The 22,528-nt window shown below is 49.5% G+C and carries 17 protein-coding genes, 1 tRNA gene and 3 other RNA genes; 12 read left to right on the forward strand and 9 right to left on the reverse strand.

The window, feature by feature from the left end; all coding sequences use genetic code 11:
• Positions 1-153 precede the first annotated feature (153 nt).
• Genes BGE37_RS11255 through narI form a run of 4 tightly spaced genes read left to right on the forward strand, consistent with a single transcriptional unit; the run spans position 154 to position 6,816 of the window.
• Positions 154-3,897, forward strand: a complete 3,744-nt coding sequence (locus BGE37_RS11255; RefSeq protein ID WP_000032985.1) for a nitrate reductase subunit alpha — start codon at positions 154-156, stop codon at positions 3,895-3,897.
• Entirely contained in the window at positions 3,894-5,432 is a 1,539-nt protein-coding gene (gene narH / locus BGE37_RS11260; protein ID WP_000702660.1) for a nitrate reductase subunit beta, read from the forward strand. Before BGE37_RS11255 ends, narH begins: the two co-directional genes overlap by 4 nt.
• Positions 5,429-6,139 carry a nitrate reductase molybdenum cofactor assembly chaperone gene (gene narJ, locus BGE37_RS11265; RefSeq protein WP_000571676.1) on the forward strand — a complete coding sequence of 237 codons (711 nt, stop codon included), beginning with the start codon at positions 5,429-5,431 and terminating at the stop codon, positions 6,137-6,139. Before narH ends, narJ begins: the two co-directional genes overlap by 4 nt.
• The gene (gene narI, locus BGE37_RS11270) at positions 6,139-6,816 is read left to right on the forward strand and encodes a respiratory nitrate reductase subunit gamma (protein ID WP_001160117.1); all 678 of its coding nucleotides are present in this window, start codon (positions 6,139-6,141) and stop codon (positions 6,814-6,816) included. The genes narJ and narI overlap by 1 nt, the downstream gene beginning before the upstream one ends.
• Before the next feature lie 168 nt (positions 6,817-6,984).
• On the opposite strand, the gene BGE37_RS11275 is transcribed toward narI, so the two are convergent.
• From BGE37_RS11275 to BGE37_RS11300, 6 genes are all read right to left on the reverse strand, one after another.
• A non-coding RNA gene (locus BGE37_RS11275) (RtT sRNA) lies at positions 6,985-7,115 on the reverse strand.
• Positions 7,116-7,161: 46 nt separating this feature from the next.
• A non-coding RNA gene (locus BGE37_RS11280) (RtT sRNA) lies at positions 7,162-7,293 on the reverse strand.
• A gap of 46 nt (positions 7,294-7,339) precedes the next feature.
• Positions 7,340-7,471: non-coding RNA, RtT sRNA (locus BGE37_RS11285), on the reverse strand.
• A 46-nt stretch (positions 7,472-7,517) separates the two neighbouring features.
• A tRNA-Tyr gene (locus BGE37_RS11290) sits at positions 7,518-7,602 on the reverse strand.
• A gap of 160 nt (positions 7,603-7,762) precedes the next feature.
• On the reverse strand, positions 7,763-8,605 hold the full coding sequence (purU, locus tag BGE37_RS11295; RefSeq protein ID WP_000555849.1) for a formyltetrahydrofolate deformylase: 843 nt from the start codon (positions 8,603-8,605) through the stop codon (positions 7,763-7,765).
• A 49-nt stretch (positions 8,606-8,654) separates the two neighbouring features.
• The gene (locus BGE37_RS11300; protein ID WP_001602321.1) at positions 8,655-9,113 is read right to left on the reverse strand and encodes a YchJ family protein; all 459 of its coding nucleotides are present in this window, start codon (positions 9,111-9,113) and stop codon (positions 8,655-8,657) included.
• 112 nt (positions 9,114-9,225) lie between these two features.
• On the opposite strand from BGE37_RS11300, the gene rssA reads away from it, so the two are divergent.
• From rssA to galU, 3 genes are all read left to right on the forward strand, one after another.
• A complete protein-coding gene (gene rssA, locus BGE37_RS11305; RefSeq protein ID WP_001226476.1) occupies positions 9,226-10,131 on the forward strand; it encodes a patatin-like phospholipase RssA in 906 nt (301 codons plus the stop codon).
• A gap of 91 nt (positions 10,132-10,222) precedes the next feature.
• Complete coding sequence (rssB, locus tag BGE37_RS11310; protein ID WP_000193447.1) at positions 10,223-11,236, forward strand: two-component system response regulator RssB; 1,014 nt, start codon at positions 10,223-10,225, stop codon at positions 11,234-11,236.
• Between the two features lie 201 nt (positions 11,237-11,437).
• Positions 11,438-12,346, forward strand: coding sequence for a UTP--glucose-1-phosphate uridylyltransferase GalU (gene galU, locus BGE37_RS11315; RefSeq protein WP_000718995.1), 909 nt, complete (start codon positions 11,438-11,440; stop codon positions 12,344-12,346).
• Positions 12,347-12,489: 143 nt separating this feature from the next.
• Here galU and hns read toward each other — a convergent pair whose 3' ends face one another.
• Positions 12,490-12,903, reverse strand: a complete 414-nt coding sequence (hns, locus tag BGE37_RS11320; protein ID WP_001287378.1) for a histone-like nucleoid-structuring protein H-NS — start codon at positions 12,901-12,903, stop codon at positions 12,490-12,492.
• A 603-nt stretch (positions 12,904-13,506) separates the two neighbouring features.
• Between hns and tdk the strand changes: the two genes are divergently transcribed.
• The gene (gene tdk / locus BGE37_RS11325) at positions 13,507-14,124 is read left to right on the forward strand and encodes a thymidine kinase (protein WP_000068076.1); all 618 of its coding nucleotides are present in this window, start codon (positions 13,507-13,509) and stop codon (positions 14,122-14,124) included.
• A 302-nt stretch (positions 14,125-14,426) separates the two neighbouring features.
• On the opposite strand, the gene adhE is transcribed toward tdk, so the two are convergent.
• Positions 14,427-17,102, reverse strand: coding sequence for a bifunctional acetaldehyde-CoA/alcohol dehydrogenase (adhE, locus tag BGE37_RS11330; RefSeq protein WP_000301643.1), 2,676 nt, complete (start codon positions 17,100-17,102; stop codon positions 14,427-14,429).
• A 476-nt stretch (positions 17,103-17,578) separates the two neighbouring features.
• Here adhE and ychE point away from each other — a divergent pair, with 476 nt between their 5' ends.
• A complete protein-coding gene (gene ychE / locus BGE37_RS11335; protein WP_000616773.1) occupies positions 17,579-18,226 on the forward strand; it encodes an NAAT family transporter YchE in 648 nt (215 codons plus the stop codon).
• A 157-nt stretch (positions 18,227-18,383) separates the two neighbouring features.
• Here the strand turns inward: ychE and BGE37_RS25335 are convergent, their stop codons facing one another.
• Positions 18,384-18,680 carry a hypothetical protein gene (locus tag BGE37_RS25335; RefSeq protein WP_001211521.1) on the reverse strand — a complete coding sequence of 99 codons (297 nt, stop codon included), beginning with the start codon at positions 18,678-18,680 and terminating at the stop codon, positions 18,384-18,386.
• Positions 18,681-18,962: 282 nt separating this feature from the next.
• Between BGE37_RS25335 and oppA the strand changes: the two genes are divergently transcribed.
• The 3 genes from oppA to oppC all read left to right on the forward strand — a co-directional run bounded on the left by oppA (position 18,963) and on the right by oppC (position 22,523).
• The gene (gene oppA / locus BGE37_RS11345) at positions 18,963-20,594 is read left to right on the forward strand and encodes an oligopeptide ABC transporter substrate-binding protein OppA (RefSeq protein WP_001317786.1); all 1,632 of its coding nucleotides are present in this window, start codon (positions 18,963-18,965) and stop codon (positions 20,592-20,594) included.
• 85 nt (positions 20,595-20,679) lie between these two features.
• Positions 20,680-21,600 (forward strand): oligopeptide ABC transporter permease OppB, encoded by a 921-nt coding sequence (gene oppB / locus BGE37_RS11350; protein ID WP_000911114.1) that lies wholly within the window; start codon positions 20,680-20,682, stop codon positions 21,598-21,600.
• A gap of 14 nt (positions 21,601-21,614) precedes the next feature.
• A complete protein-coding gene (gene oppC / locus BGE37_RS11355; protein ID WP_000979659.1) occupies positions 21,615-22,523 on the forward strand; it encodes an oligopeptide ABC transporter permease OppC in 909 nt (302 codons plus the stop codon).
• Positions 22,524-22,528: the final 5 nt, after the last annotated feature.

Raw genomic sequence — 22,528 nt, forward strand, 5'->3', positions numbered from 1 at the left:
CTAAAGGGGTATCTTAGGAATTTACTTTATTTTTCATCCCCATCACTCTTGATCGTTATCAATTCCCACGCTGTTTCAGAGCGTTACCTTGCCCTTAAACATTAGCAATGTCGATTTATCAGAGGGCCGACAGGCTCCCACAGGAGAAAACCGATGAGTAAATTCCTGGACCGGTTTCGCTACTTCAAACAGAAGGGTGAAACCTTTGCCGATGGGCATGGCCAGCTTCTCAATACCAACCGTGACTGGGAGGATGGATATCGCCAGCGTTGGCAGCATGACAAAATCGTCCGCTCTACCCATGGGGTAAACTGCACCGGCTCCTGCAGCTGGAAAATCTACGTTAAAAACGGTCTGGTGACTTGGGAAACCCAGCAAACTGACTATCCGCGTACCCGTCCGGATCTGCCAAACCATGAACCTCGCGGCTGCCCGCGCGGTGCCAGCTACTCCTGGTATCTCTATAGCGCCAACCGTCTGAAATATCCGATGATGCGCAAACGCCTGATGAAAATGTGGCGTGAAGCGAAGGCGCAGCATAGCGATCCGGTTGAGGCATGGGCTTCTATCATTGAAGACGCCGATAAAGCGAAAAGCTTTAAGCAGGCGCGTGGACGCGGTGGTTTTGTTCGTTCTTCCTGGCAGGAAGTGAACGAACTGATCGCCGCCTCTAACGTATACACCATCAAAAACTACGGCCCGGACCGCGTCGCTGGCTTCTCGCCAATTCCGGCAATGTCGATGGTTTCTTACGCATCGGGTGCTCGCTATCTTTCGCTGATTGGCGGTACTTGCTTAAGCTTCTACGACTGGTACTGCGACCTGCCTCCTGCATCTCCACAAACCTGGGGTGAGCAGACTGACGTACCAGAATCCGCTGACTGGTACAACTCCAGCTACATCATCGCCTGGGGCTCTAACGTGCCGCAGACCCGTACCCCGGATGCTCACTTCTTTACTGAAGTGCGCTACAAAGGCACCAAAACCGTTGCCGTCACGCCGGACTACGCTGAAATCGCCAAACTGTGCGATCTGTGGCTGGCACCGAAACAGGGCACCGACGCAGCAATGGCGCTGGCGATGGGCCACGTGATGCTGCGTGAATTCCACCTCGACAACCCAAGCCAGTATTTCACCGACTATGTGCGTCGTTATACCGACATGCCAATGCTGGTGATGCTGGAAGAGCGCGACGGTTACTACGCTGCGGGTCGTATGCTGCGCGCTGCCGATCTGGTGGATGCGCTGGGCCAGGAAAACAATCCGGAATGGAAAACAGTCGCCTTTAATACCAATGGAGAAATGGTTGCACCGAACGGTTCTATTGGCTTCCGCTGGGGCGAGAAGGGCAAATGGAATCTTGAGCAGCGCGATGGCAAAACTGGCGAAGAAACCGAGCTGCAACTGAGCCTGCTGGGTAGCCAGGATGAGATCGCTGAGGTGGGCTTCCCATACTTTGGTGGCGACGGCACGGAACACTTCAACAAAGTGGAACTGGAAAACGTGCTGCTGCACAAGCTGCCGGTGAAACGCTTGCAACTGGCTGATGGCAGCACCGCACTGGTGACCACCGTTTATGATCTGACGCTGGCAAACTATGGTCTGGAGCGTGGCCTGAACGACGTTAACTGTGCAACCAGCTATGACGATGTGAAAGCTTACACCCCTGCGTGGGCCGAGCAGATTACCGGCGTTTCTCGCAGCCAGATTATTCGCATCGCCCGTGAATTTGCCGATAACGCTGATAAGACCCACGGTCGTTCAATGATCATCGTTGGTGCAGGTCTGAACCACTGGTATCACCTTGATATGAACTATCGCGGTCTGATCAACATGCTGATTTTCTGCGGCTGCGTCGGTCAGAGCGGTGGTGGCTGGGCGCACTATGTAGGTCAGGAAAAACTGCGTCCGCAAACCGGCTGGCAGCCGCTGGCGTTTGCTCTTGACTGGCAGCGTCCGGCGCGTCACATGAACAGCACCTCTTATTTCTATAACCACTCCAGCCAGTGGCGTTATGAAACCGTGACCGCAGAAGAGTTGTTGTCGCCGATGGCGGATAAATCCCGTTATACCGGACATCTGATCGACTTTAACGTCCGTGCAGAACGTATGGGCTGGCTGCCGTCTGCGCCGCAGTTAGGCACTAACCCGCTAACTATCGCTCGCGAAGCGGAAAAAGCGGGCATGAATCCGGTGGATTACACCGTGAAATCCCTGAAAGAGGGTTCTATCCGTTTTGCGGCAGAACAACCAGAAAACGGTAAAAACCACCCGCGTAACCTGTTCATCTGGCGTTCTAACCTGCTCGGTTCTTCCGGTAAAGGTCATGAGTTTATGCTCAAGTACCTGCTGGGGACGGAGCACGGTATCCAGGGTAAAGACCTGGGTCAGCAGGGCGGCGTGAAGCCGGAAGAAGTGGACTGGCAGGACAACGGTCTGGAAGGCAAGCTGGATCTGGTGGTGACGCTGGACTTCCGTCTGTCGAGCACCTGTCTCTATTCCGACATCATTTTGCCGACGGCGACATGGTACGAAAAAGACGACATGAATACTTCGGATATGCATCCGTTTATTCACCCGCTGTCTGCTGCGGTCGATCCGGCCTGGGAAGCGAAAAGCGACTGGGAAATCTACAAAGCCATCGCGAAGAAATTCTCCGAAGTGTGCGTTGGTCATCTGGGCAAAGAAACCGACATCGTTACGCTGCCGATCCAGCACGACTCTGCCGCTGAACTGGCGCAGCCGCTGGATGTGAAAGACTGGAAAAAAGGCGAATGCGACCTGATCCCAGGTAAAACTGCACCGCACATTATGGTCGTAGAGCGCGATTATCCGGCAACTTACGAACGCTTTACCTCTATCGGTCCGCTGATGGAGAAAATCGGTAACGGCGGTAAAGGGATTGCCTGGAACACCCAGAGCGAGATGGATCTGCTGCGTAAGCTCAACTACACCAAAGCGGAAGGTCCGGCAAAAGGCCAGCCGATGCTGAACACCGCAATTGATGCGGCAGAGATGATCCTGACGCTGGCACCGGAAACCAATGGTCAGGTAGCCGTGAAAGCCTGGGCTGCCCTGAGCGAGTTTACCGGTCGTGACCATACGCATCTGGCGCTGAATAAAGAAGACGAGAAGATCCGCTTCCGTGACATTCAGGCGCAGCCGCGCAAAATCATCTCCAGCCCGACCTGGTCTGGCCTTGAAGATGAACACGTTTCTTACAACGCCGGTTACACCAACGTTCACGAGCTGATCCCGTGGCGTACGCTCTCTGGCCGTCAGCAGCTGTATCAGGATCATCAGTGGATGCGTGATTTCGGTGAAAGCCTGCTGGTTTATCGTCCGCCGATCGACACCCGTTCGGTGAAAGAAGTGATGGGTCAGAAATCTAACGGTAATCCGGAAAAAGCGCTCAACTTCCTGACACCGCACCAGAAATGGGGTATCCACTCCACCTACAGCGACAACCTGCTGATGCTGACTTTAGGTCGCGGTGGTCCGGTGGTCTGGTTGAGTGAAGCCGATGCCAAAGAGCTGGGTATCGCCGATAACGACTGGATTGAAGTCTTCAACAGCAACGGTGCACTGACTGCCCGTGCAGTTGTCAGCCAGCGTGTTCCGGCAGGGATGACCATGATGTACCACGCGCAGGAACGTATCGTTAACCTGCCGGGTTCAGAAATCACCAGCCAGCGCGGTGGTATTCATAACTCGGTCACCCGTATCACGCCGAAACCGACGCATATGATCGGCGGCTATGCCCATCTGGCATACGGCTTTAACTACTACGGCACTGTAGGTTCTAACCGCGATGAATTTGTTGTAGTGCGTAAGATGAAGAACATTGACTGGTTAGATGGCGAAGGCAATGACCAGGTACAGGAGAGCGTAAAATGAAAATTCGTTCACAAGTCGGCATGGTGCTGAATCTGGATAAGTGCATCGGTTGCCACACCTGTTCAGTGACCTGTAAAAACGTCTGGACCAGCCGTGAAGGCGTGGAATACGCGTGGTTCAACAACGTGGAAACCAAGCCGGGCCAGGGCTTCCCGACAGACTGGGAAAACCAGGAAAAATACAAAGGCGGCTGGATCCGTAAAATCAATGGCAAACTGCAACCGCGCATGGGTAACCGCGCCATGCTGCTGGGTAAAATCTTCGCTAACCCGCATCTGCCGGGGATCGACGATTATTACGAGCCGTTCGATTTTGACTATCAGAACCTGCATACCGCGCCGGAAGGCAGCAAATCGCAGCCGATTGCCCGTCCACGTTCGCTGATTACCGGCGAACGGATGGCGAAAATCGAAAAAGGACCGAACTGGGAAGATGACCTGGGCGGTGAGTTTGACAAACTGGCGAAAGACAAGAACTTCGACAACATCCAGAAGGCGATGTATAGCCAGTTCGAGAACACCTTCATGATGTATTTGCCACGCCTGTGCGAACACTGCCTGAACCCGGCATGTGTGGCGACCTGTCCAAGCGGGGCTATCTACAAACGTGAAGAAGATGGCATCGTCCTGATCGACCAGGACAAATGCCGTGGCTGGCGTATGTGCATCACCGGATGCCCGTACAAAAAAATCTACTTCAACTGGAAGAGCGGTAAGTCTGAGAAGTGCATCTTCTGCTATCCGCGTATTGAAGCGGGTCAGCCGACAGTATGTTCAGAAACCTGTGTCGGCCGTATCCGTTATCTTGGCGTGCTGCTGTACGATGCCGACGCCATTGAACGTGCAGCCAGCACCGAGAACGAGAAAGATCTCTACCAGCGTCAGCTGGAAGTGTTCCTCGATCCGAACGATCCGAAGGTCATCGAGCAGGCGATTAAAGACGGTATTCCGCTGAGCGTTATTGAAGCCGCACAGCAGTCGCCGGTTTATAAAATGGCGATGGAATGGAAACTGGCGCTGCCGCTGCATCCGGAATATCGCACACTGCCGATGGTCTGGTACGTGCCGCCTCTGTCGCCGATTCAGTCTGCGGCAGATGCGGGCGAGCTGGGCAGCAACGGTATTTTGCCAGACGTCGAAAGCCTGCGTATCCCGGTACAGTATCTGGCGAATCTGCTGACCGCCGGTGATACCAAACCGGTACTGCGCGCGCTGAAACGTATGCTGGCGATGCGTCATTACAAACGTGCTGAAACCGTTGACGGTAAAGTTGATACCCGTGCGCTGGAAGAGGTCGGTCTGACCGAAGCTCAGGCACAGGAGATGTACCGTTATCTGGCGATTGCCAACTATGAAGATCGCTTTGTAGTGCCGAGCAGTCATCGTGAACTGGCGCGGGAAGCCTTCCCGGAGAAAAATGGCTGCGGCTTTACCTTTGGTGACGGCTGCCACGGTTCAGATACCAAATTCAATCTGTTCAACAGCCGCCGTATCGATGCCATCGACGTGACCAGTAAAACGGAGCCGCACCCATGATCGAACTTGTGATTGTATCGCGTCTCCTTGAATATCCGGATGCTGCCTTATGGCAGCATCAACAAGAGATGTTTGAGGCGATTGCTGCGTCGGAAAATCTGTCGAAAGAGGATGCCCATGCGCTGGGCATTTTCCTGCGCGATTTAACAGCGCTGGATCCGCTGGATGCTCAGGCCCAGTACAGCGAACTGTTCGACCGTGGTCGCGCCACGTCGTTGCTGCTGTTTGAGCATGTTCACGGTGAATCCCGCGATCGCGGCCAGGCAATGGTTGACTTGTTGGCACAGTATGAGCAGCACGGTTTGCAATTGAACAGCCGCGAATTACCGGATCATCTGCCGCTGTATCTGGAGTACCTGGCGCAGTTGCCGCAAAGCGAAGCCGTGGAAGGTTTGAAAGACATCGCGCCGATCCTGGCGTTGCTGAGCGCACGTCTGCAACAGCGTGAAAGCCGTTATGCCGTGCTGTTTGATCTGCTGCTGAAACTGGCGAATACCGCTATCGACAGCGACAAAGTGGCGGAAAAAATTGCCGACGAAGCGCGCGACGATACGCCACAGGCGCTGGATGCTGTCTGGGAAGAAGAGCAGGTTAAGTTCTTTGCTGACAAAGGTTGCGGTGATTCAGCAATCACTGCTCATCAGCGTCGCTTTGCCGGTGCCGTCGCGCCGCAATATCTGAATATCACCACCGGAGGACAGCACTAATGCAATTCCTGAATATGTTCTTCTTTGATATCTACCCGTACATAGCCGGGGCCGTCTTCCTGATTGGTAGCTGGCTGCGCTATGACTACGGGCAGTACACCTGGCGCGCGGCATCCAGCCAGATGCTGGATCGCAAAGGGATGAACCTGGCGTCGAACCTGTTCCATATCGGTATTCTGGGGATTTTTGTCGGCCACTTCTTCGGTATGCTGACGCCGCACTGGATGTATGAAGCGTGGTTGCCAATTGAAGTTAAACAGAAAATGGCGATGATTGCTGGTGGTGCCAGCGGCGTGCTGTGTCTGATTGGCGGCGTGCTGTTGCTAAAACGCCGCCTGTTCAGCCCGCGCGTGCGTGCAACGACTACCGGAGCGGACATCCTGATCCTGTCGCTGCTGGTTATCCAGTGCGCACTGGGCCTGCTGACCATTCCATTCTCCGCCCAGCATATGGACGGTAGCGAGATGATGAAACTGGTTGGCTGGGCGCAGTCGGTGGTGACCTTCCATGGTGGCGCTTCTCAACATCTTGATGGTGTGGCGTTTATCTTCCGTCTGCACCTGGTGCTGGGGATGACGTTATTCCTGCTGTTCCCGTTCTCGCGTCTGGTGCACATCTGGAGCGTACCAGTGGAGTATCTGACACGTAAGTATCAGCTGGTGCGCGCTCGCCACTAAGTGAATTTTAGTTCACACAGACCCTGCTTCGGCGGGGTTTTTTTATGGGTACGCTGCGGAGTGATTCGCTTATCTGACCTACAGGGGAGGATATTGTAGGTCCGGTAAACGCGGTGCCACGGGGCAAATTAGCTTGAAGTAACAGGTTTTGAGTATTTAAGGGTGTGATGGTGGTGGGGAAGGATTACTCAGCGCTGCGCGCTTCGCCCTACGGGTCGTTGCCTGCGGCAACGCTCTCTCGCTGGCGCTCGGGGCGAACCTTGGTCGAAGTTTCTCATCCTTCCCCGCATGGGCAGAATATTTAATTGTGGATTTGTTGGGGATTTCAGGAACTTTTGAAAGTGATGGTGGTGGGGGAAGGATTACTCAGCGCTGCGCGCTTCGCCCTACGGGTCGTTGCCTGCGGCAACGCTCTCTCGCTGGCGCTCGGGGCGAACCTTGGTCGAAGTTTCTCATCCTTCCCCGCATGGGCAGAATATTTAATTGTGGATTTGTTGGGGATTTCAGGAACTTTTGAAAGTGATGGTGGTGGGGGAAGGATTACTCAGCGCTGCGCGCTTCGCCCTACGGGTCGTTGCCTGCGGCAACGCTCTCTCGCTGGCGCTCGAGTCGAACCTTAGTCGAAGCTTCTCATCCTTCCCCGCATGGGCAGAATATTCAGTTACGGATTCGTTGGAGAATACAGGGGTTTTTGAAAGTGATGGTGGTGGGGGAAGGATTCGAACCTTCGAAGTCGATGACGGCAGATTTACAGTCTGCTCCCTTTGGCCGCTCGGGAACCCCACCACGGGGTAATGCTTTTTACTGGCCTGCTCCCTTGTGGGGAAGCGGGGCGCATCATATCAAATGACACGCCGCTGTAAAGGGTTACGTTGAGAAAAATGAACTGGTTGCGTAATTTTCATCCGTAACGGATTAAAGGCAACCAGTTCTATTTTGCTGGCGATTAAAGAATAATCGTCCGGTTACCGTAAACAAATACACGCTGCGCCAGCACTTTGTAAAGCGCGCGGCTTAAGACGTTTTTCTCGACATCACGACCTGCACGCATCATATCTTCAGCCGTGTATGTATGATCGACATGAATAACGTCCTGCATGATGATTGGGCCTTCATCCAGATTGTCATTCACATAGTGAGCGGTTGCACCAATAATCTTCACGCCACGCTCATAGGCCTGGTGATAGGGACGTGCACCGATAAACGCTGGCAGGAATGAATGGTGAATATTGATAATTTTATTCGGGAAGCGTGCTACGAACTCTGGCGTTAATACCCGCATATACTTCGCCAGCACCACGTAGTCAGGCTGATAAGCATCAATGGCATCCGCCATCTTTTGATCGTGCTCGTTGCGACTTAATCCTTCATGACTTACCAGCTCAAACGGAATATCAAAACGCTCAACCAGAGAACGTAAAGTATCGTGGTTACCAATAACTGCCGCGATTTCGACATCCAGGCCGCCGTAATTGGCTTTCATCAACAAATCGCCAAGGCAATGCGCCTCTTTAGTGACCAGAATCACTATCCGGCGACGACCGGCAGGATTCAGCTCACGTACGGAGCCTTCTGGCAATGCGCTGTCGAGATCCGCCAGCAGGGTGGAATCATTAAAAATTCCTTCCAGTTCCGTGCGCATAAAAAAGCGCCCGGTACGGTGATCAACAAATTCATTGTTCTGCACGATATTTAACTCGTGCTTGTAGCAAATATTAGTAATACGGGCGATCAGACCTTTTTGGTCCGGACAAATAGTACGCAGAACTTTACGTTGGAGTGAATGCATTGCTGGAAAAACCTTGTTGAGAGTGTTTGCTTAACCGTACCGTCAACCATTATTGGCCGCAGCACTTTTTAAATTTTTTACCTGAACCACAAGGGCAGGGATCGTTGCGGCCAAACTGCGGACGTGTACCGTCAATATAGTACCATTGACCGTTTTCTTTCAAAAATCGCGAACGTTCAATTATTGCACCTGTTTTGCCACCTTCGGTAAATCGAGCAACAAAACTGACAAATCCGATATTGTCGCCGTCCTGCCAACAATGTTCAAATACGGTCAATCCCAACCATTCAGTATGCGCAAATCCGGCAATCAATTCGGCACGTAACGCCGCCGCTCCACAAGATGGATGCCAGGTCTTTATTAAATAATCTGCGTCTTGCATCACAAAAGCGCAGTAACGCGAACGCATGAGATGTTCTGGATCAGGTGCAACCTTTTCACCAGACACATAAGGGTGGCAACATAGGCTATACTCGACAGCACTACCACAGGGACAAAGCTGAGACACAAATAATCTCCCTGGAAACAATAACGGCGTATTAACCGCCTGAGTAGCACTATGTTAACCGAGCAGTAGCGATGTTGCTACGATTGCATTCCAGGGGAATCTTGCGGGAATAATGAGAAAGATAAAAATAGGGCTGGCGCTGGGATCTGGCGCGGCGAGAGGTTGGTCGCATATTGGCGTTATTAATGCGCTAAAAAAAGTGGGTATTGAAATTGATATCGTTGCAGGATGCTCAATTGGTTCGCTGGTGGGCGCGGCCTATGCATGCGATCGATTATCTGCGCTGGAAGATTGGGTAACCTCTTTCAGTTATTGGGATGTTTTACGCCTGATGGATCTCTCCTGGCAGCGCGGTGGGTTACTGCGCGGCGAGCGTGTCTTCAATCAATATCGCGAAATAATGCCGGAAACAGAGATCGAAAATTGTTCCCGTCGCTTCGCGGCTGTTGCCACCAATTTAAGTACTGGGCGCGAATTATGGTTTACTGAAGGCGATCTCCATCTTGCTATTCGTGCATCATGCAGTATTCCAGGACTAATGGCACCCGTTGCGCATAACGGCTACTGGCTGGTTGATGGGGCAGTAGTTAACCCAATTCCTATTTCGCTCACGCGTGCATTGGGTGCTGATATTGTGATAGCGGTCGACCTGCAGCACGATGCTCATTTGATGCAACAAGATCTGCTCTCCTTTAATGTCAGTGAAGAAAATAGCGAGAATGGTGATTCTCTGCCGTGGCATGCGCGTCTGAAAGAAAGGTTGGGCAGCATAACGACACGTCGGGCGGTGACAGCGCCAACGGCAACAGAGATTATGACCACTTCTATCCAGGTGCTGGAGAACCGCCTTAAAAGGAACCGCATGGCAGGTGATCCGCCCGATATTCTGATTCAACCTGTTTGCCCGCAAATATCTACGCTTGATTTCCATCGCGCGCACGCTGCCATTGCGGCTGGGCAGCTGGCAGTGGAAAAGAAAATGGACGAACTTTTGCCGTTGGTACGCACCAACATTTGACCAGAATTTTTATCTACACTTAAGTTAATTCTGACAGGCGCAGGTGGCAATAGCATGCCACTATTGAGTAAAGCCAGTCAGGGGAGAGAACATGACGCAGCCATTGGTCGGAAAACAGATTCTCATTGTTGAAGATGAGCAGGTATTTCGCTCGCTTCTGGATTCGTGGTTTTCCTCATTGGGAGCGACAACGGTACTGGCGGCTGATGGGGTGGATGCCCTTGAGTTGCTGGGAGGTTTCACTCCAGACCTGATGATATGTGATATCGCGATGCCACGAATGAACGGGCTTAAACTGCTGGAACATATACGCAACAGAGGTGACCAGACACCGGTTCTGGTGATATCTGCCACTGAAAATATGGCAGATATTGCCAAAGCGTTACGTCTGGGCGTTGAAGATGTTTTGCTGAAACCAGTTAAAGATCTGAATCGCTTGCGCGAGATGGTTTTTGCCTGTCTCTATCCCAGCATGTTTAATTCCCGCGTTGAGGAAGAGGAGAGGCTTTTTCGCGACTGGGATGCAATGGTTGATAACCCTGCCGCAGCGGCGAAATTATTACAGGAATTGCAACCGCCGGTTCAGCAGGTGATTTCCCATTGCCGGGTTAATTATCGTCAATTGGTTGCCGCGGACAAACCCGGCCTGGTGCTTGATATTGCCGCACTTTCGGAAAACGATCTTGCATTTTATTGCCTTGATGTCACCAGAGCTGGACATAATGGCGTACTTGCTGCCTTGTTATTACGCGCATTGTTTAACGGATTATTACAGGAACAGCTTGCACATCAAAATCAACGGTTGCCAGAGTTGGGCGCGTTATTGAAGCAGGTAAACCATTTACTCCGTCAGGCCAATCTGCCGGGGCAGTTTCCGCTATTAGTTGGCTATTATCATCGCGAACTGAAAAATCTCATTCTGGTTTCTGCGGGTCTGAATGCGACGTTAAATACTGGCGAACACCAGGTGCAAATCAGTAATGGTGTTCCGTTAGGCACTTTAGGTAACGCTTATTTGAATCAATTGAGCCAGCGATGCGATGCCTGGCAATGCCAAATATGGGGAACCGGTGGTCGGCTTCGCTTGATGTTGTCTGCAGAATGAGCAAACGATAACGCGGGCTAAATTTGCATTACCTGCTAATGTCGGCTGGTGGTACTATCGTCGCCATTCGTATAAGTAATTGTCTTAATTATGCTAACTCGCCTCCTTTTCAGAACTTAGCCCCTTCGGGGTGCTGATATACTGGGATGCGATACAGAAATATGAACACGTTCAAAACACGAACAGTCCAGGAGAATTTAAATGGCTGCCATTAATACGAAAGTCAAAAAAGCCGTTATCCCCGTTGCGGGATTAGGAACCAGGATGTTGCCGGCGACGAAAGCCATCCCGAAAGAGATGCTGCCACTTGTCGATAAGCCATTAATTCAATACGTCGTGAATGAATGTATTGCGGCTGGCATTACTGAAATTGTGCTGGTTACTCACTCATCTAAAAACTCTATTGAAAACCACTTTGATACCAGTTTTGAACTGGAAGCAATGCTGGAAAAACGTGTAAAACGTCAACTTCTTGATGAAGTGCAGTCTATTTGTCCGCCGCACGTGACTATTATGCAAGTTCGTCAGGGGCTGGCGAAAGGCCTGGGACACGCGGTATTGTGTGCTCACCCGGTAGTGGGTGATGAACCTGTGGCTGTTATTTTGCCTGACGTTATTCTGGATGAATATGAATCCGATTTGTCACAGGATAACCTGGCAGAGATGATCCGCCGCTTTGATGAAACGGGTCATAGCCAGATCATGGTTGAACCGGTTGCTGATGTGACCGCATATGGCGTTGTGGATTGCAAAGGCGTTGAATTAGCGCCGGGTGAAAGCGTACCGATGGTTGGCGTGGTTGAAAAACCAAAAGCGGATGTTGCGCCGTCTAATCTCGCTATTGTGGGTCGTTACGTTCTTAGCGCGGATATTTGGCCGTTGCTGGCAAAAACCCCTCCGGGTGCTGGTGATGAAATTCAGCTCACCGACGCAATTGATATGCTGATCGAAAAAGAAACGGTGGAAGCCTATCATATGAAAGGGAAGAGCCATGACTGCGGTAATAAATTAGGTTACATGCAGGCCTTCGTTGAATACGGTATTCGTCATAACACCCTTGGCACGGAATTTAAAGCCTGGCTTGAAGAAGAGATGGGCATTAAGAAGTAACTTCCGTATCGGTGTTATCCACGAAACGGCGTTGAGCAATCGACGCCGTTTTTTTATAGCTTATTCTTATTAAATTGTCTTAAACCGGACAATAAAAAATCCCGCCAATGGCGGGATTTTAAGCAAGTGTCATCTACAAAAGATTATTGCTTGATCAGGAAATCGTCGAGGGATTTACCTTGCTCATCCATTGCTTTTTTGATTACAGCTGGAGTACGACCCTGGCCAGTCCAGGTTTTAGTTTCGCCGTTTTCGTCAACGTAGCTGTATTTTGCCGGACGCTGAGCGCGTTTAGCTTTGGTGCCAGATTTAACGGCAGCAAGGCTATTCAGCAGTTCGTTCGGGTCAATACCGTCAGCGATCAGCATTTCGCGATATTGTTGCAGTTTACGAGTGCGCTCTTCAACTTCAGCAGCAGCCGCGCTTTCTTCTTCGCGACGTTCGTTAACAACAACTTCTAATTTTTCCAGCATTTCTTCCAGCGTTTCAAGTGTACATTCTCTTGCCTGCGCACGAAGAGTACGGATGTTGTTCAGAATTTTAAGTGCTTCGCTCATTGTAGTAATCTCAAACTTATATTGGGGTGGTTTGTTGAGGTAATAATAGAGCCTTAAATTCAGTTGTGCAATAGCCAGGAATGTAAGGAATTCAAAATTGTTCTTTATTTTGTGCCGCCAATAAATATCTTTTCATAAAATTAGCCAGAAAAGACGCGGCATATAGCCCTATTTGCGCCGATGATTTCGCAGCACGTGAGGTTAAAACTTCCTGATTCATGTCACATTTTATGGGGAGATTATCGTAGGCTGACGACCTTTCAGTCTTCTGTATTAGTCGTGTTTACGAGAATTCCCTATTAAGCGAATGATGAAAAGTAGAACAGTCGCAATAAGAGCAGGGACTTAGTATTGCACTATCTCCAGGAGGTCAACAGAGGGCTATTACTTGCGCAACAGGTTAAAGATTGTGAATAGTTACCAGCAGTCATTTACCCGCTTATAACAAGCGAGGCAGTTGTAATGATAGCTCAGAAGGATTATGCAAGGCTTCGTAAGGGAGAACGCATATACCACTTCTATGCATACTGTTGAGCTGAAAAACTGACGAATTATGATAAACTCCAGCCAACTTTAATTCATATCATTGAGGGCCTGTGGCTGATGGCACAGCTATATTTCTACTATTCCGCAATGAATGCGGGTAAGTCTACAGCATTGTTGCAATCTTCATACAATTACCAGGAACGCGGCATGCGCACTGTCGTATATACGGCAGAAATTGATGATCGCTTTGGTGCCGGGAAAGTCAGCTCGCGTATAGGTTTGTCATCGCCTGCAAAATTATTTAACCAAAATTCATCATTATTTGATGAGATTCGTGCGGAACATGAACAGCAGGCAATTCATTGCGTACTGGTTGATGAATGCCAGTTTTTAACCAGACAACAAGTATATGAATTATCGGAGGTTGTAGATCAACTCGATATACCCGTACTTTGTTATGGTTTACGTACCGATTTTCGAGGTGAATTATTTATTGGCAGCCAATACTTACTGGCATGGTCCGACAAACTGGTTGAATTAAAAACCATCTGTTTTTGTGGCCGTAAAGCAAGCATGGTGCTGCGTCTTGATCAAGCAGGCAGACCTTATAACGAAGGTGAGCAGGTGGTTATTGGTGGTAATGAACGCTACGTTTCTGTATGCCGCAAACACTATAAAGAGGCGTTAGAAGTCGGCTCATTAACGGCTATTCAGGAAAGGCATCGCCACGATTAATAAGAATTTCTTTACTGACAGGGTGAGCAGGGCGCTTTTATCCTGTCAGTTCATTTTACGCACTTCATCCGGTGTATATACCCTTCTCGACAGTTCTTTAACGCCACTATACCCCTCACAGATCGCTTTTACAGTGACGTTGACTTGTGACCTGTAAAGTACAATATCGCTGTGTGTAGGCGTTATACATCGCCGTAAATATGATGAAGGCAAATGCTGTCGGTTTATGGGAAAGTTGCTTTGGGTAAAACAAAAAAACGGCCCCAGAAGGGACCGTTTATGTTGCCAGACAGCGCTACTTATTAAGCGGATTTCTTCGCTTTTTTCTCAGCTTTAGCCGGAGCGGCTTCTTTTTTCGCTGCAGTTTCACCTTCTACATAATCACGACCGTAGTAGGTATCCAGCAGAATCTGTTTCAGCTCGGAGATCAGTGGGTAACGCGGGTTAGCGCCGGTGCACTGGTCATCGAATGCATCTTCAGACAGTTTATCCACATTCGCCAGGAAGTCTGCTTCCTGAACGCCAGCTTCACGGATAGATTTCGGAATACCCAGTTCAGCTTTCAGCGTTTCCAGCCATGCCAGCAGTTTCTCGATCTTAGCAGCAGTACGGTCGCCCGGTGCGCTCAGACCCAGGTGGTCAGCAATTTCAGCATAACGACGGCGAGCCTGCGGACGGTCATACTGGCTGAATGCAGTCTGCTTGGTCGGGTTGTCATTCGCGTTGTAGCGAATAACGTTACAAATCAGCAGGGCGTTTGCCAGACCGTGCGGAATATGGAACTGGGAACCCAGTTTGTGCGCCATTGAGTGACATACACCCAGGAAGGCGTTCGCAAACGCGATACCCGCGATAGTTGCTGCACTGTGAACACGTTCACGCGCTACCGGATTTTTAGATCCTTCGTGGTAGGACGCTGGCAGATATTCTTTCAGCAGTTTCAGTGCCTGCAGTGCCTGACCATCAGAGAACTCAGATGCCAGTACAGAAACATAAGCTTCCATGGCGTGAGTTACTGCGTCCAGACCACCGAAAGCACACAGGGACTTCGGCATGTCCATAACCAGGTTGGCATCGACAATCGCCATATCCGGGGTCAGCGCATAGTCTGCCAGCGGATATTTCTGACCAGTAGCGTCGTCAGTTACAACCGCAAACGGAGTGACTTCAGAACCTGTACCAGAAGTGGTGGTGACAGCGATCATTTTCGCTTTCACGCCCATTTTCGGGAACTTGTAGATACGTTTACGGATATCCATAAAGCGCAGCGCCAGTTCTTCGAAGTGAGTTTCCGGATGTTCGTACATGACCCACATGATCTTCGCGGCGTCCATCGGGGAACCACCACCCAGCGCGATAATCACGTCTGGTTTGAAGGAGTTTGCCAGTTCTGCACCTTTACGAACGATGCTCAGGGTCGGGTCAGCTTCTACTTCGAAGAAGACTTCAGTTTCAACGCCTGCTGCTTTCAGTACGGAAGTGATCTGATCAGCATAACCATTGTTGAACAGGAAGCGGTCAGTCACGATGAGCGCACGTTTGTGGCCATCAGTAATCACTTCATCCAGCGCGATTGGCAGAGAGCCACGGCGGAAGTAGATAGATTTCGGAAGTTTGTGCCACAACATGTTTTCAGCTCGCTTAGCAACGGTTTTCTTGTTGATCAGGTGTTTCGGACCAACGTTTTCAGAGATGGAGTTACCACCCCAGGAACCACAACCCAGAGTCAGGGAAGGTGCGAGTTTGAAGTTATACAGGTCACCGATACCACCCTGAGACGCCGGGGTGTTGATCAGAATACGGGCCGTTTTCATTTTCTGACCGAAGTAGGCAACGCGAGCCGGTTGGTTATCCTGGTCAGTGTACAGGCAAGAGGTATGACCGATGCCGCCCATAGCAACCAGTTTCTCTGCTTTTTCTACCGCGTCTTCGAAATCTTTAGCACGGTACATTGCCAGAGTCGGGGACAGTTTTTCATGTGCGAACGGTTCGCTTTCATCAACAACGGTCACTTCACCGATCAGAATCTTGGTATTTTCTGGTACAGAGAAGCCTGCCAGTTCAGCAATTTTATAGGCTGGCTGACCAACGATAGCCGCGTTCAGCGCACCGTTTTTCAGGATAACATCCTGAACAGCTTTCAGCTCTTTACCCTGCAACAGATAGCCGCCGTGGGTTGCGAAACGTTCACGTACTGCGTCATAAACAGAGTCAACAACAACAACAGACTGTTCAGAAGCACAGATTACGCCGTTGTCGAAGGTTTTGGACATCAGTACAGATGCAACTGCACGTTTGATATCAGCAGTTTCATCGATAACAACTGGCGTGTTACCCGCGCCTACGCCGATAGCTGGTTTACCGGAGCTGTATGCGGCTTTAACCATGCCCGGACCACCGGTCGCGAGGATCAGGTTGATGTCTGGGTGGTGCATCAGTGCGTTAGACAGTTCAACCGAAGGTTGATCGATCCAGCCGATCAGATCTTTCGGAGCACCGGCAGCGATAGCAGCCTGCAGAACGATATCAGCTGCTTTGTTGGTTGCATCTTTTGCACGCGGGTGCGGGGAGAAGATAATGGCGTTACGGGTCTTCAGGCTGATCAGCGATTTGAAGATAGCAGTTGAAGTCGGGTTAGTGGTCGGAACGATACCGCAAATAATACCGATTGGTTCAGCGATAGTGATGGTACCAAAAGTGTCGTCTTCAGACAGAACACCACAGGTTTTTTCATCTTTATAGGCGTTGTAGATATATTCAGAAGCAAAGTGGTTTTTGATTACTTTATCTTCGACGATACCCATGCCGGATTCGGCAACGGCCATTTTCGCGAGTGGGATTCGAGCATCTGCAGCTGCCAGGGCGGCGGCGCGGAAGATTTTGTCTACTTGCTCTTGAGTGAAACTGGCATATTCACGCTGGGCTTTTTTTACACGCTCTACGAGTGCGTTAAGTTCAGCGACATTAGTAACAGCCATAATGCTCTCCTGATAATGTTAAACTTTTTTAGTAAATCATCTGCTCGAATACGAGAGTATAGTCAGTGCGGTGATGATTTGCTTAACCGATGAAAATCAAAAGCTTACTCGCGCTCACACTCACTGTGATTTACTAAAAGAGTTTAAACATTAGAGCTATTTATCTCTAATGCGTCACTTCCAGGTGGCGTAAGCAAGATTACTCACTTCTGGGTACTGATTACGTGATCCAAATCAAATTTTTGCGAAGCTGACACCTTTCAGCATCGCTTTTCGCCATTATAGCTAACAGTTAATAAATTGTAGTATGGTTTGTTGGTTACATTAGCATGTTTTGTACAACTAGATAACAATAACGAATGATAGCAATTTTAAGTAGTTAGGAGGTGAAAAATGCGGTTAAAAGGCGTATTGTCAGCGCGTCTTTTTAACCTTTTTATGGCTAACATTATCCGGCTTTTGCTTCGGAGCTAACCGTGATTCAGACCCTTTTTGATTTTCCCGTTTACTTCAAATTTTTCATCGGGTTATTTGCGCTGGTCAACCCGGTAGGGATTATTCCCGTCTTTATCAGCATGACCAGTTATCAGACAGCGGCAGCGCGAAACAAAACGAACCTTACAGCCAACCTGTCTGTGGCCATTATCTTGTGGATCTCGCTTTTTCTCGGCGACACGATTCTGCAACTTTTTGGTATATCAATTGATTCATTCCGTATCGCCGGTGGCATCCTGGTGGTGACAATAGCGATGTCGATGATCAGCGGCAAGCTTGGCGAGGATAAACAGAACAAGCAAGAAAAATCAGAAACCGCGGTACGTGAAAGCATTGGTGTGGTGCCGTTGGCGTTGCCGTTGATGGCGGGGCCAGGGGCGATCAGTTCTACCATCGTCTGGGGTACGCGTTATCACAGCATTAGCTATCTGTTTGGTTTCTTTGTGGCTATTGCTTTGTTCGCTTTATGTTGCTGGGGATTGTTCCGCATGGCACCGTGGCTGGTACGGGTTTTACGCCAGACCGGCATCAACGTGATTACGCGTATTATGGGGCTATTGCTGATGGCATTGGGGATTGAATTTATCGTTACTGGTATTAAGGGGATTTTCCCCGGCCTGCTTAATTAATTCCTTTCAAATGAAACGGAGCTGCCATGCTCCGTTTACTTCGTCATTATTTTTACTTTGTTCCCGCGCAGTTATCAAAAGCAAAAGGAATGGGTAAAAATATTCTTCTCAAATTACAGTTAGTTATAAGGATTTCCTTAACTGCTTCTCCTCACCATCATGTTATTTTCGCCACATCATAATCCTGGGCTTGCTGAAGAATAATTGAAATGATATTAGTAATTCCACTGCCTTTGGTAGAGGAAAGTGCTAAATAATAATCAATTGTTAAATTATTGTGCATTTCACTACTGGAACTGTAATCAGAAAAGATAGACATGCTTAACCAATCTCTATTTGATTGAATTGAAAGATGTTTGTTAAGACATGGATGCAAACTATAGATTCTGATACGGTCAATAAAAGAGAATTGCTTAACAATTTTGCAAAATGTATTGGCGAGTAAGAAGCGCATTTGGTACTTTCCGGGCAACCGCCAGACAATTTTTATTGGTAATGAGAATAATTAACAATTAAAGAGCGTCGCGAAAGAATAATGTGTCTCGACAGGGGAGACACAGTACGAATCGACATAAGGTGATCGTCTGAATCACCAGAATAAATAAAGTCAGTGATAGCAATCCGTAACGATAAAGTAACCTGACAGCAGAAAGTCTCCGAGCCTGTGCAGGGTCCCAATCCGGGATTACACATGCTGGTTAATACCAGTAATTATAATGAGGGAGTCCAAAAAACAATGACCAACATCACCAAGAGAAGTTTAGTAGCAGCTGGCGTTCTGGCTGCGCTTATGGCAGGGAATGTCGCGCTGGCAGCTGATGTACCCGCAGGCGTCACACTGGCGGAAAAACAAACGCTGGTACGTAACAATGGTTCAGAAGTTCAGTCATTAGATCCGCATAAAATTGAAGGTGTTCCGGAGTCTAATATCAGCCGAGACCTGTTTGAAGGCTTACTGGTCAGCGATCTTGACGGTCATCCGGCACCTGGCGTCGCTGAATCCTGGGATAATAAAGACGCGAAAGTCTGGACCTTCCATTTGCGTAAAGATGCGAAATGGTCTGATGGCACGCCAGTCACAGCACAAGACTTTGTGTATAGCTGGCAACGTTCTGTTGATCCAAACACCGCTTCTCCGTATGCCAGTTATCTGCAATATGGGCATATCGCCGGTATTGATGAAATTCTTGAAGGGAAAAAACCGATTACCGATCTCGGCGTGAAAGCTATTGATGATCACACATTAGAAGTCACCTTAAGTGAACCTGTTCCGTACTTCTATAAATTACTTGTTCACCCATCAACTTCACCGGTGCCAAAAGCCGCTATCGAGAAATTCGGCGAAAAATGGACCCAGCCTGGTAATATCATCACCAACGGTGCCTATACCTTAAAAGATTGGGTCGTAAACGAACGAATCGTTCTTGAACGCAGCCCAACCTACTGGAACAACGCGAAAACCGTTATTAACCAGGTAACCTATTTGCCTATTGCTTCTGAAGTTACCGATGTCAACCGCTACCGTAGTGGTGAAATCGACATGACTTATAACAACATGCCGATCGAATTGTTCCAGAAGCTGAAAAAAGAGATCCCGGACGAAGTTCACGTTGATCCATACCTGTGCACTTATTATTACGAAATTAACAACCAGAAACCGCCATTCAACGATGTACGTGTGCGTACCGCACTGAAACTGGGTATGGACCGCGATATCATTGTTAATAAAGTGAAAGCGCAGGGCGACATGCCCGCCTATGGTTACACTCCACCGTATACTGATGGCGCAAAATTGACTCAGCCGGAATGGTTTGGCTGGAGCCAGGAAAAACGTAACGAAGAAGCGAAAAAACTGCTGGCTGAAGCGGGTTATACCGCAGACAAACCGTTGACCATCAACCTGTTGTATAACACCTCCGATCTCCATAAAAAGCTGGCGATTGCTGCCTCTTCATTGTGGAAGAAAAACATTGGTGTAAACGTCAAACTGGTTAACCAGGAGTGGAAAACGTTCCTCGACACCCGTCACCAGGGCACTTTTGATGTGGCCCGTGCAGGCTGGTGTGCAGACTACAACGAACCAACTTCCTTCCTGAACACCATGCTGTCGAACAGCTCGATGAATACCGCGCATTATAAGAGCCCGGCCTTTGACAGCATTATGGCGGAAACGCTGAAAGCGACTGACGAGGCGCAGCGCACAGCTCTGTACACTAAAGCAGAACAACAGCTGGATAAGGATTCGGCCATTGTTCCTGTTTATTACTACGTGAATGCGCGTCTGGTGAAACCGTGGGTTGGTGGCTATACCGGCAAAGATCCGCTGGATAATACCTACACCCGGAATATGTACATTGTGAAGCACTAATGGCAATACGTGGGGCAGGAGTGTCCTGCTCCACGGTGTCTGATTTTTATCGCATTACAGAAGGCACAGGCCAGAAGGTAGGGCAATGTTAAAATTTATTCTACGTCGCTGTCTGGAAGCGATTCCGACGCTATTTATTCTTATTACTATTTCGTTCTTCATGATGCGCCTCGCGCCGGGAAGCCCTTTTACCGGCGAACGTACTTTACCGCCAGAAGTGATGGCCAATATCGAAGCGAAATATCATCTTAATGATCCGATCATGACTCAGTATTTCAGTTACCTGAAACAACTGGCGCATGGCGATTTCGGTCCGTCTTTTAAATATAAAGATTATTCGGTCAATGACCTGGTAGCCTCCAGCTTTCCGGTTTCAGCAAAACTGGGAGCCGCTGCATTTTTCCTTGCGGTAGTACTGGGCGTTAGTGCTGGCGTTATTGCTGCATTAAAACAAAACACCAAATGGGACTATACAGTGATGGGGCTGGCAATGACCGGGGTGGTTATCCCCAGTTTTGTGGTTGCGCCATTATTAGTCATGATATTTGCGATCATTTTGCATTGGCTACCGGGCGGTGGCTGGAATGGCGGGGCGCTTAAATTCATGATACTGCCAATGGTGGCGTTGTCACTCGCCTATATCGCCAGTATCGCGCGTATTACCCGTGGCTCTATGATTGAGGTTTTACACTCCAACTTTATTCGTACCGCCAGGGCGAAAGGGTTACCTATGCGGCGGATCATTTTACGCCACGCACTAAAACCTGCTCTGTTACCCGTGCTCTCCTATATGGGCCCTGCATTTGTCGGCATTATTACCGGTTCTATGGTCATCGAAACCATTTATGGTTTACCGGGGATTGGGCAATTGTTCGTTAATGGCGCATTGAATCGTGACTATTCCTTAGTGTTAAGTCTGACCATTCTGGTTGGCGCGTTAACCATTTTGTTTAATGCCATTGTCGATGTGCTATATGCGGTTATCGACCCGAAAATCCGTTACTGATACTGGAGCTCGCGATGATGTTAAGTAAGAAAAACAGCGAGACGCTGGAAAATTTCAGTGAAAAGCTGGAGGTCGAAGGGCGCAGCTTGTGGCAGGACGCACGTCGACGTTTTATGCATAACCGTGCGGCGGTTGCCAGTCTGATAGTGCTGGTGCTAATCGCGTTATTTGTAATCCTGGCACCGATGCTTTCGCAGTTTGCCTATGACGATACTGACTGGGCGATGATGTCCAGCGCCCCAGATATGGAGTCCGGTCACTACTTTGGTACTGACTCATCCGGTCGCGACCTGCTTGTGCGTGTTGCGATTGGCGGGCGTATCTCACTCATGGTCGGTGTTGCTGCGGCACTGGTGGCAGTGGTCGTGGGGACACTTTATGGTTCGCTTTCCGGTTATCTGGGCGGTAAAGTGGATTCGGTAATGATGCGTCTGCTGGAAATCCTCAACTCCTTCCCATTCATGTTCTTCGTCATTTTGCTGGTGACCTTTTTCGGTCAAAACATCCTGCTGATTTTCGTGGCGATTGGCATGGTTTCCTGGCTGGATATGGCTCGTATTGTGCGTGGGCAAACCCTGAGTCTGAAGCGTAAAGAGTTTATTGAGGCGGCACAAGTTGGCGGTGTATCGACGCCGGGCATTGTTATTCGCCACATTGTACCGAACGTACTCGGTGTGGTGGTGGTCTACGCATCGCTACTGGTGCCCAGCATGATCCTCTTTGAATCTTTCCTTAGCTTCCTGGGGTTGGGGACGCAAGAGCCGTTAAGCAGCTGGGGCGCATTGCTGAGTGATGGCGCGAACTCGATGGAAGTCTCTCCATGGTTACTGTTGTTCCCAGCGGGATTCCTCGTGGTGACGCTATTTTGTTTCAACTTTATCGGCGATGGCTTGCGTGATGCCCTCGACCCGAAAGATCGTTAAGGAGT

It is taken from the genome of Escherichia sp. MOD1-EC6300, assembly GCF_002965045.1.
Classification (GTDB): Bacteria; Pseudomonadota; Gammaproteobacteria; order Enterobacterales; family Enterobacteriaceae; genus Escherichia; species Escherichia coli_F.